The organism is Paenibacillus oryziterrae, from assembly GCF_042610485.1.
Classification (GTDB): Bacteria; Bacillota; Bacilli; order Paenibacillales; family Paenibacillaceae; genus Paenibacillus_AQ.
Map to the genome: position 1 here is coordinate 1 of NZ_JBGJZO010000029.1, position 16,883 is coordinate 16,883.

14 protein-coding genes and 1 rRNA gene are annotated in these 16,883 nt (G+C 45.3%); 6 read left to right on the forward strand and 9 right to left on the reverse strand.

Going from position 1 to position 16,883, the window contains the following annotated elements:
* The 3 genes from ACAN55_RS21220 to gyrA all read right to left on the reverse strand — a co-directional run.
* Nucleotides 1–186, reverse strand: a 16S ribosomal RNA gene (locus tag ACAN55_RS21220); the annotation flags it as partial.
* A 382-nt stretch (nucleotides 187–568) separates the two neighbouring features.
* A complete protein-coding gene (locus ACAN55_RS21225; protein ID WP_379137714.1) occupies nucleotides 569–1,651 on the reverse strand; it encodes an HD-GYP domain-containing protein in 1,083 nt (360 codons plus the stop codon).
* A gap of 173 nt (nucleotides 1,652–1,824) precedes the next feature.
* Nucleotides 1,825–4,368 (reverse strand): DNA gyrase subunit A, encoded by a 2,544-nt coding sequence (gene gyrA, locus ACAN55_RS21230; RefSeq protein ID WP_379137607.1) that lies wholly within the window; start codon nucleotides 4,366–4,368, stop codon nucleotides 1,825–1,827.
* Between the two features lie 358 nt (nucleotides 4,369–4,726).
* On the opposite strand from gyrA, the gene ACAN55_RS21235 reads away from it, so the two are divergent.
* A complete protein-coding gene (locus ACAN55_RS21235; RefSeq protein ID WP_379137610.1) occupies nucleotides 4,727–5,587 on the forward strand; it encodes a YheC/YheD family protein in 861 nt (286 codons plus the stop codon).
* 76 nt (nucleotides 5,588–5,663) lie between these two features.
* On the opposite strand, the gene gyrB is transcribed toward ACAN55_RS21235, so the two are convergent.
* The 6 genes from gyrB to dnaA form a co-directional block, all read right to left on the reverse strand.
* Nucleotides 5,664–7,574 (reverse strand): DNA topoisomerase (ATP-hydrolyzing) subunit B, encoded by a 1,911-nt coding sequence (gene gyrB, locus ACAN55_RS21240; RefSeq protein WP_379137613.1) that lies wholly within the window; start codon nucleotides 7,572–7,574, stop codon nucleotides 5,664–5,666.
* A 45-nt stretch (nucleotides 7,575–7,619) separates the two neighbouring features.
* Nucleotides 7,620–7,868, reverse strand: a complete 249-nt coding sequence (remB, locus tag ACAN55_RS21245; RefSeq protein ID WP_379137616.1) for an extracellular matrix regulator RemB — start codon at nucleotides 7,866–7,868, stop codon at nucleotides 7,620–7,622.
* An 18-nt stretch (nucleotides 7,869–7,886) separates the two neighbouring features.
* Nucleotides 7,887–9,005, reverse strand: coding sequence for a DNA replication/repair protein RecF (gene recF / locus ACAN55_RS21250; RefSeq protein ID WP_379137618.1), 1,119 nt, complete (start codon nucleotides 9,003–9,005; stop codon nucleotides 7,887–7,889).
* Nucleotides 9,006–9,040: 35 nt separating this feature from the next.
* On the reverse strand, nucleotides 9,041–9,268 hold the full coding sequence (gene yaaA / locus ACAN55_RS21255) for a S4 domain-containing protein YaaA (protein WP_379137620.1): 228 nt from the start codon (nucleotides 9,266–9,268) through the stop codon (nucleotides 9,041–9,043).
* 48 nt (nucleotides 9,269–9,316) lie between these two features.
* The gene (dnaN, locus tag ACAN55_RS21260) at nucleotides 9,317–10,459 is read right to left on the reverse strand and encodes a DNA polymerase III subunit beta (protein WP_379137623.1); all 1,143 of its coding nucleotides are present in this window, start codon (nucleotides 10,457–10,459) and stop codon (nucleotides 9,317–9,319) included.
* 194 nt (nucleotides 10,460–10,653) lie between these two features.
* Nucleotides 10,654–12,000 (reverse strand): chromosomal replication initiator protein DnaA, encoded by a 1,347-nt coding sequence (gene dnaA / locus ACAN55_RS21265; protein ID WP_379137625.1) that lies wholly within the window; start codon nucleotides 11,998–12,000, stop codon nucleotides 10,654–10,656.
* Nucleotides 12,001–12,680: 680 nt separating this feature from the next.
* Here dnaA and rpmH point away from each other — a divergent pair.
* The 5 genes from rpmH to mnmE all read left to right on the forward strand — a co-directional run bounded on the left by rpmH (nucleotide 12,681) and on the right by mnmE (nucleotide 16,680).
* Nucleotides 12,681–12,815, forward strand: a complete 135-nt coding sequence (gene rpmH, locus ACAN55_RS21270) for a 50S ribosomal protein L34 (RefSeq protein WP_025337168.1) — start codon at nucleotides 12,681–12,683, stop codon at nucleotides 12,813–12,815.
* A 312-nt stretch (nucleotides 12,816–13,127) separates the two neighbouring features.
* The gene (gene rnpA / locus ACAN55_RS21275) at nucleotides 13,128–13,478 is read left to right on the forward strand and encodes a ribonuclease P protein component (RefSeq protein ID WP_379137631.1); all 351 of its coding nucleotides are present in this window, start codon (nucleotides 13,128–13,130) and stop codon (nucleotides 13,476–13,478) included.
* An 88-nt stretch (nucleotides 13,479–13,566) separates the two neighbouring features.
* A complete protein-coding gene (locus ACAN55_RS21280; protein ID WP_379137634.1) occupies nucleotides 13,567–14,448 on the forward strand; it encodes a YidC/Oxa1 family membrane protein insertase in 882 nt (293 codons plus the stop codon).
* Complete coding sequence (jag, locus tag ACAN55_RS21285) at nucleotides 14,445–15,179, forward strand: RNA-binding cell elongation regulator Jag/EloR (RefSeq protein WP_379137636.1); 735 nt, start codon at nucleotides 14,445–14,447, stop codon at nucleotides 15,177–15,179. Before ACAN55_RS21280 ends, jag begins: the two co-directional genes overlap by 4 nt.
* Nucleotides 15,180–15,303: 124 nt before the next feature.
* A complete protein-coding gene (gene mnmE, locus ACAN55_RS21290; RefSeq protein ID WP_379137639.1) occupies nucleotides 15,304–16,680 on the forward strand; it encodes a tRNA uridine-5-carboxymethylaminomethyl(34) synthesis GTPase MnmE in 1,377 nt (458 codons plus the stop codon).
* Nucleotides 16,681–16,883: the final 203 nt, after the last annotated feature.

The following is a 16,883-nucleotide window of genomic DNA, read 5'->3' on the forward strand; positions in this document are numbered from 1 at the left end:
ATTATCCGGTATTAGCTACCGTTTCCGGTAGTTATCCCAGTCTGAAGGGCAGGTTGCCTACGTGTTACTCACCCGTCCGCCGCTATCCTACTTTGAAAGCAAGCTTCCAAAGTAAAACCGCTCGACTTGCATGTATTAGGCATGCCGCCAGCGTTCGTCCTGAGCCAGGATCAAACTCTCCAAATTGGTATTTAGAAAGAGCGATAGCTCATTTTGAAACATCTGACGAGGATTATTCATTCTCTATTTTGGATTTTACTTTCGTAAAATCCCACTCACTCGTTGTTCAGTTTTCAAAGATCAAGTTCTCGTTGTCGGCGATTATCTCGTCACCAGCAACTCTTATAATATATCACATCCAGCCGTTCAATGCAAGCTCTTTTTTTCAAGTTTCTTTCGAGCGAAGCATCCGTATTTCTTGGCCGGAATAAGAATATACCATGTATTCAGATCTTGTGCAAGCTTTTTTTGAAAATTGTTTCTCGTTGTATTAATAAAACTCACCCAACCCCTTTTTTGCACAATAACAGGGATGAGTGAGTTCTATTTAGCTAAAGCTTCATTCGATTTAAGAAATGATTTCCTGAATAAACAGTTCACGCTCTAGCGCCAGGTTCACTATAGTGCCCCCTGCCTGAACCATAGGGCGTGTTGGATTACTCCGGTCAGTAAAGATGATTTCTCCTGAACGGCCATCACTCAGACGAATCTTAGTTCCATTATACAGCTCAGTCGTCTTCTGAATGAAGGTCTGCACGATTACAGGATCCAGCTTACCAAAGCTTTCTTTCAAAATTTGCTCTAAGACCAAATAAGGGGATTGCGCTTTTCTGTAGCTTTTTTCACGAGTCATCGCATGGTAAATATCGGCGACCGCTACAATTTTGGCATATACATGGATCTGGGTTCCTTCGAGGCGAAGCGGATATCCAGAACCGTCTATTTTTTCATGATGCTGCAGAGCAGCTAATCGCACACCTTCGTTTATGGCAGTTACATTACGCAGCATTTGATAACCGTTGGTGGTATGCTTACGTACTTCCTCTTTTTCTTCTGGGCTTAACGGCTGCGCTTTTTGCAGAATTGCTGGATCCACTTTGGCATTTCCGATATCATGCAGCAGTCCGGCAAAGGCCGCCTGCATCCAGTCCTTCTGCGGATAGTTACACCACTGGGCGATCTTATACGATGTTAGTGAGGATAACACTGCATTGTGATAATTGTAATCCTGCTCATTGAACATCCGGGGCACAAACTTCAGGACATGATAATCCTTTATATGTGCAATCATAGCTTCGAGCTGGCTGCGGAGTTCATAAATCGGCAGAGTCATAGCTGTAATGGACCGGTAACTGCTCTTAATCAGTCCCAGCATCTTGTCATACTCATCATGTAGGGGAGAATTACTGATCTGGCTTGCAGCTCCGCCTTTTACAGAAACCGTCTTAGCCGGTATCTTGGAAGCATCTGCTTTGTTCTCTCCTTCATTGCCCTCAACTTCTATTTGCTCAATCATAAAAGCCTGAAGTATCTCCATATCACGCGGAAGTATTACTTTTCCCTTGCTGAATAACGTACCTCCGAGAGGTGTAGTTACGTCTTTAGTTATTTTGAAACCCGGTTTTACATCCGCAACGGATATATTCACTATAGCTCAACCCCTTTACTTCATTAAGGCCAGTCCAGATAACGCTCATATACTTAATTATAGTATGGATAAATACATGCTACTAGTATAGATCGGAGCTAATCTTAAATTTACTTTGATTTTATTAAAAAAAGCACAGGTATCCCGAAGGAATCCCGTGCTCTTTATAGTTAATCTTATTCCTGAGCGTCGTTCTCATCATCAGCAGTCAATTCAGCTTGCGCTTCATTTTCTTCTAATGACACGTCTGCAACCTCTACTGTTTCTTCGCCCAACTCATTCTCGGACAATTCTTCTTCTTCCTTATCAGCACGGCAAAGAGTTGCTACCGCATCATCCTCACGGATATTAATCAGCTTAACACCCTGTGCGTAACGTCCCATAGTGGAGATTCCATCCATGCTTGTACGGATCAGGGTACCGCTGGTTGTGATAATCATCAAATCTTCATCGTTTTTGACGACCTTAAGACCTACTACCGGTCCATTCTTCTCTGTTAGATTAATCGTCTTAATTCCTTTACCTCCACGGGTTTGGGAACGATAGTCAGCAGCCGGTGTCCGTTTACCGTAACCTTTGCTGGTAACGATCAGAACCTCCAGTTCCTTATCCACACAGTCCATACCAATGACATGGTCATTGCTGTCGAGTGTAATCCCCTTAACACCAGTTGCGCTGCGGCCCATGGATCTTACATCATTCTCGGAGAAAGTAATCGACATTCCCCGTGCCGTACCGATAATCAAGTTCTGCTCTCCATCTGTTAGCTTAACCTCGATCAGAGAATCCTCTTCACGAAGATTAATCGCAATCAGTCCGCCCTTACGGATATTGTTGTAATCCCCAAGTGGGGTCTTCTTAACAATACCTTCACGGGTAGCGAAGAAAAGATACTTATCACTATCGGCTTCTTCTACCTGGATTACTGCACTGATCTTCTCGCCCTGCTCGATCTGCAACAGATTGATGATAGGCGTTCCGCGTGCAGTCCGTCCAAGTTCAGGAATTTCATAGGCCTTGATCCGGTAGACCTTGCCCTTATCTGTGAAGAACATCAGGTAATTATGGGAGTTACTCACAAAGAGATGCTCCACAAAATCCTCGTCCTTCGTATCCATCCCGATTACACCGCGTCCACCGCGCTTCTGGCTACGGTAAGTATTCACTGGCAGGCGTTTGATGTAACCCGTATGTGTAATGGTAACAACAACCTCTTCACGTGGAATAAGGTCCTCGTCCAGGATGCTCTCTTCACCTACAGTAATCTCTGTACGGCGATCATCCGCATATTTCTCGCGCAGCTCCTGAAGCTCAGTACTAATGATTTCAAGCACAAGAGATTCATTAGCAAGGATGGCGCGGTATTCTGCGATTTTAGCGAGCAGCTCGTTATATTCATTTTCAATCTTTTCCCGTTCCAGACCGGTCAGGCGCTGCATCCGCATGTCGAGGATCGCCTGTGCCTGCTCAACCGAAAGGCTGAACGTATTCATTAAGCCTTCACGGGCGATATCCGTTGTACGGGATGCACGAATGAGGGCGATAACTTCATCCAGATGATCCAGCGCGATACGCAGACCTTCCAGAATATGTGCACGGGCTTCCGCCTTCTTAAGATCAAACTCAGTCCGGCGTCGGATAACCTCCATTTGATGCTGCAGATAGTGATACAGCACATCGCGCAGGTTAAGCACCTTTGGCTCATTTTTCACAATGGCAAGCATGTTGATCCCGAATGTGGACTGCATCGAAGTATGCTTGTACAGGTTATTCAAGACAACATTGGGATTCACATCCCGGCGCATTTCAATCACGACACGCATACCATTGCGATCGGATTCATCGCGAAGATCCGTGATGCCGTCAATTCTCTTTTCACGCACAAGTTCGGCGATCTTCTCGACCAGACGGGCTTTGTTTACTTGGTACGGCAGTTCTTGGACAATAATCCGGGCTTTTCCGTTATTTTCCTCAATGACAGCTTTGGCGCGCATGGTAACGGAGCCGCGACCTGTATTATAAGCCTGACGAATGCCTTCTCGGCCTAAAATATAACCGGATGTAGGAAAGTCAGGACCTTGAATGTATTCCATAAGTTCCATAGGTGTAATATCAGGGTTCTTGATCATTGCTTGTACACCATCAATAACCTCACCCAAATTATGCGGTGGGATATTGGTTGCCATACCGACGGCAATACCCGATACACCGTTAACTAGAAGATTCGGATAGCGCGACGGCAGTACAACCGGCTCGTTCTCTTCTCCGTCATAGTTCGGTTGGAAATCTACAGTCTCTTTATTTAGATCACGGAGCATTTCCATTGCGATCTTGGACAGACGGGCTTCCGTATACCGCATCGCCGCTGCCATGTCTCCATCCACAGAACCAAAGTTGCCGTGGCCGTCTACCAGCATGTACCGCATAGAGAAATCCTGTGCCATACGTACCATAGTCTCATATACAGCAGAATCGCCATGAGGATGATACTTACCGATAACTTCGCCGACAATTCTCGCTGACTTCTTATGTGGTTTATCCGGAGACATGCCAAGTTCGGACATCGCAAATAAAATACGCCGGTGAACTGGTTTTAAACCGTCCCGCACATCCGGCAAAGCCCGGCTTACAATGATGCTCATTGCGTAATCCATAAAGGAATCACGCATTTCCACACCAATGTCCCGGTCTTTAATTTGCGGGTTATTTTGTTCAGCCATGAGTTGCTGGACCTCCTTCAGTTAAGAAGAAACGGCTTGGCCATCCTGCTGGATGGTATCCGTCTCTCATAAAAACCGCTACCCTTTATTATATTACTTTCTCAAAAACTGCACAATTAAACATAGTATCTTTATATCGCCCTATTATAAATTCTTTTTGCCCGAGTAAGGGTATTTGCCCTTTCCGCACATGCCTCTGTTACATAGACTGTAGGGAAAGAATAACGGGCTTTGTTGCCAATGTCAGGAAGAGATTATCCTTTATAACCTTAGAACAGCCTGATCCCATATCATCTTATTATACCATTGTTTAGATTCCTTGTCCTGAAATTTCAGCATCGCGAAAGGGATGAATATGATGCGAATTCAAAGAGTCTCCAGTAAATGGGCCAAAACAAAAGCGATCCTGCGAAATCATTCCTTGTCAGCCTACATTCCAGATACCCGTAAATACGAATTTTCGGTCCTGAATGAAATGCTTGATCTGTATAATGTTGTCTACATCAAGCCGGACCGGGGTACTTACGGCAATGGTGTCATGCGGGCAGAGCAACGAACCGTCAATCTTACTCCCAGTCCACAGAATAACGATACAGAATCGGAAGAGAACAAAGAGAACGAAACAAAGCTGGTTTATATTCTGCGTCAGGGAAAAACTGCGGAAATATTCAACACTACCGGGGCACTGGACGAGGCTATAAAAAAGCTGATTAAGGATCGACCTTATTTGATACAAAAGGGAATAGAATTACTGCAGCACCATAATCGCCCTTTTGATCTACGTGTTCTTGTACAGAAAAATCCACTAGGCGCATGGGAAACTACCGGGATGCTCGGAAGGGTGGCGGCTCCCCATAAAATCGTCACTAATTATCATAACGGAGGTCGTATTAAGTCAGTAAAACCGTTGCTTTCAGAACATATGAATACAGCCAATACTACACTCACCATGAATCAGTTAAGAACATTAGGGATACAAATGGCCTGGCAGCTGGAGAGTGTTTATTCGGGGATTAAGGAAATCGGCCTGGACGTGGCCATTGATGAACATCATGATCTATGGGTGCTCGAGATTAACACTCTACCCTCCATTGTTATATTTAAGATATTCCCCGACAAGTCAATATACCGTAAGATCCACCGTTATGCTGCCTCATACGGCCGCGTGAAAAATTCCAGCGTAACTACTAAAGCTGTGTTTAAGAAAAGATCAAGATAAAACCCATATGGGGATAAAAAACCTCCGCTACTTCCCTTAAAGGAAAATAAACGGAGGTTCTTTATATCACTAAAATTTATACATCCAGGTTCTTTACCATTGTCGCATGTTCTTGGATAAAGTCACGACGAGGTTCAACATTATCCCCCATCAGTGTATCAAAGATGCTGTCTGCAAGAATCGCATCTTCAATCGTTACCTGCAGCATGGAACGGCTCTCTGGATCCATAGTGGTCTCCCAGAGCTGCGTTGCATTCATCTCGCCTAGACCTTTATAGCGCTGGACGTTTACTTTCACATTCTCGCCAAAGGAAGCAATGATCTCATCACGTTCCTTCTCCGTATTAGCATAACGGACGATCTTGTTGCGCTCCACTTTGAACAGCGGCGGCTGGGCAATATAGATATATCCGGCGTCAACCAGCTTGCGCATGTAGCGGTAGAAGAAGGTCAGAAGCAGTGTACGGATATGGGCTCCATCCACGTCGGCATCCGTCATGATGACAACCTTGTGGTAACGTGCCTTAGCCAGATCAAAATCATCACTGATGCTGGTACCAAGCGCTGTGATGATTGCCCGAATTTCAGCATTGCCCAAAATCCGGTCCAGACGTGCTTTCTCAACGTTCAGGATTTTACCGCGCAGCGGCAAAATGGCCTGGAAATGCCGGTCACGGCCCTGCTTGGCTGAACCGCCCGCAGAGTCACCCTCTACGATGAACAGCTCACTGATCGAAGCGTCCTTAGAAGAACAGTCCGCCAGCTTACCCGGCAGTGCACTGACTTCAAGCGCACTCTTCCGGCGGGTCAATTCACGCGCTTTGCGTGCGGCTTCACGAGCCCGTGAAGCTTGCAGCGATTTATCCAGAATCTTACGGGACACCGCAGGATTCTCTTCCAGGAATTCCTGCAGCTTCTCACCGAACAAGGATTCCACGATACCGCGGACTTCACTGTTACCAAGCTTGGTTTTAGTTTGGCCTTCGAACTGCGGTTCAGGAATTTTAACGGAGATAATCGCCGTCAATCCTTCACGTACATCGTCACCCGTCAGGTTCGAACTGCTGTCTTTAATAACACCCGTCTTGCGGGCATAGTCATTAATGATCCGTGTCAAAGCACTTTTAAAGCCGGATTCGTGGGTTCCGCCCTCATGGGTATTAATATTATTCGCAAAAGAATAAATATTCTCTGTATAGGAGTCATTGTATTGGAGAGCTACCTCAACCTGAATCATATCCCGTGCACCTTCCACGTAGATCGGATCCTCGTTAAGCGCTTCTTTTTTCTCGTTCAGGTATTTCACGTACTCAACAATACCACCGTCATATTTAAACGTATTGCTTACACCGGTCCGCTCATCCTGAAGCACAAGCTCAATGCCCTTGTTAAGAAAAGCAAGCTCGCGGATACGGGTTAGCAGTGTGGTGTAGTCGAATACCGTTGTTTCAGTGAAAATCTCCGGATCCGGAAGAAAAGTTGTAATGGTGCCTGTCTCGTCCGTATCTCCGACAATACGAATATCATACTGCGGTACACCGCGCTTGTACTCCTGCTGATACACATGTCCATCACGTTTAACATTAACAAGAACCATTTCAGACAAGGCGTTCACGACAGAAATACCTACACCGTGCAGACCGCCGGATACTTTATATCCGCCGCCGCCGAATTTACCGCCAGCATGCAGGACAGTCATAACGACTTCAAGCGTAGATTTCTTAAGCTTCACATTCTCGCCGACAGGAATACCGCGTCCATTATCAACGACCGTAATACTATTATTTTCATGAATCGTTACTACTATGCGATTGCAATAGCCGGCCAGCGCTTCATCAATACTATTATCGACAACTTCCCACACCAAATGATGCAGACCTTTGGCACTGGTAGAGCCGATATACATGCCAGGACGTTTCCGGACCGCTTCCAGCCCTTCCAAGACCTGAATCTGGCTCTCATCATATGTCGGTTGATTCATTGACATGCCTTCACCTACTTCTTTCAAATTATCTCATTGTTTGCTGCGACATTATATTTCTAATAATATCTTGGCTCGTTTTTTGAGAGTGGAGGAGGAAATGGGGGAGTAATACACGATGTTTTTGGTAACCACAATTGATTTCGCTTCCTCATCGCCGATCCGCTCCAGCTTGCTGCTCAGCTCGGCTTGAGTAACGAATTGTTTGGACACTTTGGAGGATTTCTCAATCGAAATATCAAAGATAGCAATCAATTCCGAAGATCGTATAATCTTCTCTCCGCCCAAATGAATGTACATGCCTTTCCTCCGCTCTAGTTAAACATCCACGGTTCCATTGTGGACATGATATAAATGCGCACCTTTTAATTTATCAGCTTTCAGAGTTTCAATCCCTGTAGCTGTTATGAATGTCTGCACCTTGCTCTGAAATGTTTCGATCAGTTGAGTTTGGCGGTATGGATCAAGCTCTGATAATACATCATCGAGCAGCAGAACGGGATATTCTCCAATTTCCTCGTGGATCAACTCAATTTCAGCCAGCTTAAGGGACAAGGCTGTGGTGCGCTGTTGACCCTGTGACCCATAGACCTGGGCCTCTCTCCCATTGATAAAAAAGGACAGGTCATCCCGATGAGGACCCGTCAGCGTCATACCACGCCGTATTTCCTGTTCTCTTGTTTGTGATAACTTTAACATAAAACTGTTTAATAAGACAGTCTCATCTTCCTCATCCCTCTCACCAAAAGAGGGAACGTAGAGCAATTTCAGCTCTTCTCCACCGTTTGTAATTCCCCGGTGGATGCTCTCCGCCCACACCTGCAACTTCTTTATGAATTGTTTCCTTTTTTTGACGATTTTAACACCATGCTCTACGAGTTGGGCATCCCAGATGTCGAGCATGTCTTTAGCTGCGGTATCTTTACCCCATAGCTGCTTGAGCAGATTCCCCCGCTGGAGAAGAATTTTCTGGTACTGCTGCAGATGAAATAAATAACTGGGCTGAACCTGGCCTATCTCCATGTCAAGGAACCTCCGGCGGATGCCGGGGGTTCCTTTGACAATTTCCAGATCCTCAGGTGCGAACATGACCACATTCAGCGATCCGACAAATTCACTTAAGCGGCGCTGCTCCAGACCATTAATCCTTGCCTTTTTACCCTGTGCCGATAGGGTCAGTTCCAGCTTTAGATCGCCGTACTTCCGTTCCACTTCAGCCACAATTTGGGCACTTCCTTGAGGAGCCTCAAAAGAAATCAGCTCCCGGTCCTTCGATGTCCGGTGGCTTTTGGTCATTGCCAACACAAACAAAGCCTCCATGAGGTTGGTTTTGCCTTGAGCATTCTGACCCAAAATCAGATTTACGTCGCCGAGGTTCTCCAGACGCAGCAGCCCGTAATTACGATAATGCTGCAGGCCGACATTTTTAACAAACACGTAAAGGTTCCTCCTGACGGGATTTAAACCTGAATCTACTCTTTTACTCCGCCGCCGATGACTTCGAAAGAACCGGCATCTTGAACTTCGATTTGATCACCGGGATACAGCTTTCTACCGCGCCGTTCCTCTTTCTCGCCATTAACCAACACATAACCTTCCTGCAGCAACGCTTTCGCCATCCCGCCTGTGGATACACAGTCAGACAGCTTCAAAAATTGGTCAAGCTTAATATATTCACTGTGGATAACAATTGATTTCATGTTTTTTTATCCTTTCACCCACTTATCCACAGACCGTGGAGCGGGTTCTTAATTAGTTGTCCGGTAAGGCAAAATAACATACATGCTGCGGCTGTCATCCAGCGGTTTTAAGATGATTGGGCTCATCATTCCTGTAAATGCAATCACCAGCTGCTCGCTGTCGATGACCTTCAATACATCAAGCATATACTTGGAGTTGAATGAAATTTTGAGCGGTTCACCGTTGAAATTGATCACTTCGAGCTCTTCACGCACTTTTCCGAGCTCCGATGAACTTGATGAAATCTCGATGCCCCCGTTGTCGAGAGTCTGCAAGCGCACGATATTCGTTTTTTCCTCTCGGGACAACAAATAAGCTCGATCAATCGATTCACTTAATTTTTTTGTGTCGAGTGTTAGTTCTGTTTTGTAGGAAGTCGGAATAATTCTAGAAGTATCCGGATAGATTCCATCCAAAATTCTTGTGTAGAACAACACTTTGTCGATTTTGAACAACACCTGGTTATCGGCAACAACAATATCTACGAGCATATTTTGGTCAGGGATAATTTTACTTAATTCATTAAGTGTTTTGCCGGCAATAACAATATTTCCGAAACGGACATTCTCCGTACCTTCAAGTCCTGCAGCCCGGGTGGCCAGACGGTGGCGGTCGGTCGCAGTAAATTTAAACTCACCATCTGCCAGATTCCAGAGGATCCCGGTCAGAATTGGCGTCGTTTCTTGAGTGGAAATGGAGAATGCGGTTTGTTTGATCATATTTTTTAGCAGATCGCCTGGCAGGGAGATCACTTCGTTCTCTTCAATGCTTGGGAGAACAGGAAATTCCTCTGGATCAAGGCCCACGATCTGAATTTCAGTGGCTCCGGAAGAAATGTAGGTTTGAAAGCCTTCTTTAACTTCCATATGAATTTCTTTGGAGGGCAGCTTCTTAATGATTTCAACGAAGAACTTGGCCGGTAGAACGACACTGCCCGGCTGCTCCACCTTCACGATAGTATGGCTGTCATCTTCCGCAGGGATAAAGGATTGAATGGAAATATCCGTATCACTTGCGGTCAGTGTGATTCCCTGATGACTAACCTCCAGCTTAATACCCGTAAGAATTGGAATTGTAGTTCTGCTGGATATTGCCTTGGATACATGTTGAATGGATTCGTTAAGTTCATTTTTAAGAATGCTGATTTTCATAACTTCACTCCTAGCGGAAAAATTGGACGAACGGTGTTTGGGATCATCTTTGCAGCTGCTAATAGATGATGAATTATTATAAATCTTTATAGTATTAGTAGTAGGGGCACTGAATATGTGGATAACCCATCGAACCGCATAAAATTAAGCCTATCCACATGTGTATAGATTGTGCATAGGCCCTTTGCCTTCTGTTAAGAAGGATTTTTAATTTTTTCGGAAAGATTATTAACCACTTTGTACAATTCCTGATCGGTTTTTAGCGATTGGGTTATTTTGTCGTGCGCATGAATAACGGTTGTATGGTCACGCCCACCAAAAGCTTCGCCAATCTTAGGCAAAGAATAGTCGGTTAGCTCCCTGGATAGATACATCGCGATCTGACGCGGAAATGCAACAGCCTTGGTCCGTTTGCGGGCTTTGAAATCCTCAAGTCGCAGGTTGTAATACTCTCCGACTTTAGCCTGGATGTCACTGATCGTAATCATCTTCGGACGGCTGGAAGGAATAATATCCTTTAGTGCCTCGGCCGCGAGATGTGTTGTGACGTCCTGGTTGGTCAATGAAGAGTAGGCAACAACCCGGATGAGGGCTCCTTCAAGCTCCCGGATGTTGGTATCGATCTGATTGGCGATATACATCATCGCTTCATTCGGAATATCCAGGTTCTCTGCCTTGGCCTTCTTGCGCAGAATCGCAATACGCGTCTCCAGATCCGGCGGCTGAATATCTGTGATCAGTCCCCATTCGAAGCGGGAGCGCAGCCGTTCCTCCAGTGTAGGAATCTCCTTCGGCGGACGGTCACTTGATATGATAATCTGCTTCCGTTCCTCATGCAGCGCATTAAAGGTGTGGAAAAATTCCTCTTGGGTCGACTCTTTGCCGGCCAGAAATTGAATATCATCAATAAGAAGAATGTCCACGTTACGGTATTTGTTGCGGAAGCTCTCCCCGCGGTTATCACGGATAGAATTAATAAATTCGTTCGTGAATTTCTCGGAAGAAATATAAATAACCTTATTGCTGGGATTATGCTCCAGAACATAATGGCCGATGGCATGCATTAGATGGGTCTTGCCCAGTCCAACACCCCCGTAGAGGAAAAGGGGATTATAGGCTTTGGCCGGCGCTTCCGCAACAGCAAGAGATGCTGCATGCGCGAAACGGTTACCGGAACCGATAACGAATGTGTCAAACGTGTATTTGGGATTGAGCAAATGCGTCTGTGCTTCTTCACGCGATACGGCGGGTTGAGGGGCAGAGAGCTGCACTATGGGCTCCGAGGGCTTACTTTCTTCAATAACAAATTTGACGTCAACCTGTTGTCCGGTGACTTCGAAAACCGTAGCACCTACCAGTTTGGTGTAACGGCTTTCGAGCCATTCCACGGCAAACGTTGTAGGAGCTGATATTATGAGAACCTGTGTGCCGAAAGACAAAGCTTTCGTTGCCTTAAACCAGGTATCAAAGCTCGGTTTGCTTAATTTGGTTTGAATAATTGATAAAATTTGCTGCCATAATTCGGAAGTATGGCTGTCCACAGACTGTCACTCCTTTAAATCTTCCAAATGTGGCATCAGCCATGAAGTGGAAATGTCGAAGAAAATAAGTTGATGAAGAACTTTATCCCCAAAACGCAGGATATGGAGACAAAAAAATATGGATAAATTTGAATTGTTCACAACGTTATCCACAAGCTGTTGATAAAATAGAGAACAAACAAATCTATTCACATCCAAAAGTAATACCATCATAGCAAAACAACCCCTGTTTTTCAATGATCGCAGTTAATTTATCCACAAATTCAATCACTTGTGTATAAAAACTAAGAACAACACTACATATTGTTGATAATATGTTCATGATCCGACAGCAGACGCCAAGAAATCGTAAATTTTATACACAGGTTGTGCTCATTAGTGGAAAGTCGACGATTTTTTTAATAACAGGTGGATATTTGGTTCCAGCTGTGGATTATTTTTTTGCTGAAGCGGCATGTGGATTGTGGATCAAACATGGATCGATGATAAGAGGGGAAGAGCTGCCTTGTGGCTTGACTTTATCGGCAATTATGTGTTTAAATATATAAAGGTGTTTTCTGTGGTGGATTGTCTCCAAAAAAAGAGTTTTTGAACCTGTAGATACTGTCCCTACTAAAGGACGGCTTAGCCGTTTTTGCCTATAACGACAGTAATTAGTTCCTGTAAGGGAGGTGCAATACATGAGACCGACGTTCAAACCGAATGTTAGCAAGCGCAAGAAGGTGCATGGGTTCCGCGCAAGAATGAGCACAAAGAACGGCCGCAAAGTTCTGGCAGCCCGCCGCCTGAAAGGCAGAAAAGTTTTGAGTGCGTAACTAAAGCCACCAGAGACCACTGCGGTGGTCTTTTTTAAAATATAAGAAGAAATAAGTTCATCTTATCCATTTTCTTATATTACTCAGGAAACGGACGTCATCCTTCAAAAGGATGGCGTAGCCGTTTCTTCTTGTTGTCGAATATGAGGAAAAGATTCCCCGCAGAGTTTGGTTTACGCTCCCAGCGTTTGCGCCACTTTGTGGGGTATTTCATTATATTAGCCGTTTATGCCTGCTCAAGAATGACGATACTATATATGTAGGAAAATTCCGGACAGGTTCTTACGCCGTACTTTAAATAAGGAGATTCTCGTGCAAAAAAGACTGCGATTGCGAAACCGCGCTGACTTTAGCCGCGTATACCGCCATGGGAAATCATTTGCGAATCATCAGTTTGTGGTGTATTGGTTCGGCAGAAAAGAGGTGGAGCGGTTCCGGCTGGGCGTGTCTGTCAGCAAAAAGGTGGGAAATGCCGTAGTCCGCAACCGGATGAGACGTCTGGTGAAGGAAATTGTCCGTCATCATGAGAGTGAAATTGTCTGTGGGCTGGATATGGTGTTTATAGTAAGGAAAGGAGCTCTTCAAATGGAATACGCGGAGCTCGAAAAAAGTGTGCTGCATGTGCTGCGCAAAGCCAAGCTGTTAAAGGCTTCCCGTAAATAAGGAGGACCCTTTCGAGGCTTGTTTATTTGTATTCATAATTATGGTATGATTTACGATGCAATGGAATGTTTATGAGAGGGGTTTTGAAGTGTCTCTATTGAAGAGTAGACGGGGAAAATGGTTCCTTGTCATTGCTGTGCTGTTGTTATCGTTAGCTGTATTGTCGGGATGCTCGTCTAATACCGCAGTAACGCACACAACGGAGGATTTGAAGACCGGGAGCTTTTGGCAGAGTAATGTAGTTTATTATTTCGCCATAGCGCTTGATACGTTCGCCGAGTGGTTTAAAGGACAATATGGATTAGCCGTACTTGTGATGGTTATTATTGTCCGCACGCTGATTTTGCCGCTTACTATGAAGCAAGTGAAGAGCTCACGTGCGATGCAGGCCATCCAGCCGGAAATCCAAAAAATCCAGAAAAAATATAAAGATACGCCGGAAAAGGTTCAACAGGAAACGATGCGTTTGTTCCAGGAGAACAAGGTTAATCCTATGGCCGGCTGTCTGCCGCTGATCGTGCAAATGCCGATTTTTATCGCTCTGTATAATTCGATTTACTATAATCCAGATCTTAGGGAGCACACCTTCCTATGGTTACAGCTTGGCGAACCGGATAAATTGTTTATCCTTCCCGCGCTGGCAGCAATAACTACATTCCTGCAAACCCGGATGATGACAAAGATGAATCCGATGCAGCAGCAGGGCCCTATGCAATTCATGATGATGATCTATCCTGTTCTGATCTTCGTTATGTCTTACAATTTCCCATCCGCTCTTCCGCTGTACTGGTTCTATAGTAACTTGTACACCATTATTCAAAACTACTTTTTATACCGCAATAACGATAAAACCCAATTGGCTGTCGCAGGTGCCGGAAACAGCAAAGAGGTTAATCTTGTGAAGAGCAAGAAAACCACTTCTGGCGGCAACAGCGGCAAGGCATCGAAGGAGGCCAAAAAGTCAAAATGAGCACAGCCGTCGCGACAGGGAAAACCATTGAAGAAGCTGTAGAACGTGGACTCACCAAGCTAGGTGTAAGCAAAGACCGTGTAACGGTCAACGTACTGGAACAGCCGTCAAAAGGATTCCTGGGATTAATCGGTGTGAAGGCAGCAAAGGTTGAACTGACCTTGCTTCCAGAATTCACACCGGTAATAGCGGCGAGTTCTCCGTCACTGCCTCAAACGTCAGCGAGAGAGAGCAATAAAGAGGCTATCGGCGGTTTACCGCGGCATGATTCCGGACATCCGGCAGAGGAAGCTTATCAGGAGGCCATCACTTTTTTAGTGGATGTGGCCAAAAGTATGGGACTTATAGTAGAAGTAGAAATTGTCCATACCAAGGAAATAACGACTCTGCAAATATCGGGTCCGGATCTGGGCCTGCTCATTGGCAGAAGAGGACAGACGTTGGATGCACTGCAATATTTGGCTAATATCGTTGCCAACCGTTATTCAGACAGTTTCATCCGGCTAGTGCTTGATGCAGAGAATTTTCGGGAACGGCGGAAAAAGACACTTGAGGAGCTGGCCGATCGTTTAGCCGGACGTGTTGTTCGAACCCGCAAAGAGGTTGTGCTTGAACCTATGTCTCCGCAGGAGCGGAAGATTATTCACTCTAGGCTGCAGGATCACCGCTATGTGAATACCCTCAGCAAGGGTGAAGACCCTAACCGCCGAGTTGTCATAACTTTGAAGTAAGACTATAAATGCCGCAATGACTCCTTGTCCAATGTAAGGGGTCATTGTTTTTTTACGAGAAACGTGTACCGTCCTTTTAAGGCCGGCAAAACCGTTTCTTCTTAATAAAAGGAGTGAAGATGTCATGCTTAGCGATACCATCGCTGCCGTATCAACGGCGATAGGCGAAGGAGGGATTGCAATTATCCGGGTGAGCGGTCCGGAGGCTGTTACCGAGGTAGCTCCACTGTTCCGCAGCCGGGTCGCGCTGAATGAGGCGGAATCCCACACGGTGCATTATGGGCATATTGTTGATCCGGGTAGCAGCGAGAATATTGAAGAAGTGCTGGTTACTGTGATGCGGGCACCGCGTTCGTTCACTACGGAGAATGTCGTTGAAATTAGTACGCATGGCGGTGTCATTTCGGTACGAAGAGTAATGGATCTGCTGCTGCAGCAGAACATTCGTCTGGCGGAACCCGGAGAATTTACTAAAAGGGCCTTTTTGAACGGACGGATTGATTTGTCTCAAGCTGAGGCTGTTATTGACTTGATCCGATCTAAGTCTGACCGTGCTTTCTCGGTAGCACTTAAGCAAGTGAGTGGGTCGCTGTCTCAGCGTATCCAAGCGCTGCGGCATACATTAATTGAAACATTAGCTCATATTGAAGTGAATATTGATTACCCTGAACATGATGTTGAATCCCTCACCGCAGATTTTATCAAATCCAAAAGCACTGAAGTTATGGATGGCATAACTAAACTGCTTAAAACCGCCAGCGAAGGTAAGATTCTTCGTGAAGGTATTACCACTGCAATTGTCGGCCGGCCGAATGTAGGCAAATCTTCGCTGCTGAACGCCTTAGCCCGTGAGAATAAAGCGATCGTAACTGATATACCTGGTACAACACGTGATGTTATTGAAGAATATGTAACGATTAATAATATTCCGCTTAAGCTTTTGGATACGGCTGGCATCCGGGAAACGATGGATGTGGTAGAGAAAATCGGAGTGGAGCGGTCTAAGATAGCTGTGAATGAAGCTGATCTAATTCTGCTGGTACTGAATGCGAATGAACCGCTGCATGAAGATGAATTGGCACTAATGGAACAATTGGGTGGTAGACAAGCCCTAGTCATCATGAATAAAATGGACTTACCGTCCCGGATTGATCAGGAGGTACTTCTGCGTTACTTTGAACCCTCAAGCATTGTTCCAATGTCTGTTCTTGAAGAGGAAGGTCTGGATAAACTGGAAGAAGCCATTTCGGCACTCTTTTTCGGCGGGAAGCTGGAATCGGGTGACTTGACATATGTCAGTAATGTACGGCACATTGCTCTGCTCAAAAAAGCATACCGTTCATTGCAGGATGCTTATGAAGCTGCAGATCAGCTGATACCGATCGATATGATTCAGATCGATGTTCGTTTAGCCTGGGAGCAGCTTGGTGAAATTGTGGGCGATACGGCTGCCGATTCATTGCTGGATCAGATTTTTTCGCAATTTTGTTTGGGGAAATAAAGATCTATCTTTACATGGCAAGAGTTGAGGGTAACTACGAGGAATTTGGACTTTCGGCCGCTGTTGTCCCCAGATGTCTTTATTAATAACCGTTTTATTCGGTTGACATCCGGGGACAAAGGCGGACGCTACCGCTCCTACTGTTCCAATTTCCTCTTCGTTACTATTACTCTTTGAAGTATAAATACCGATCATTTTATATA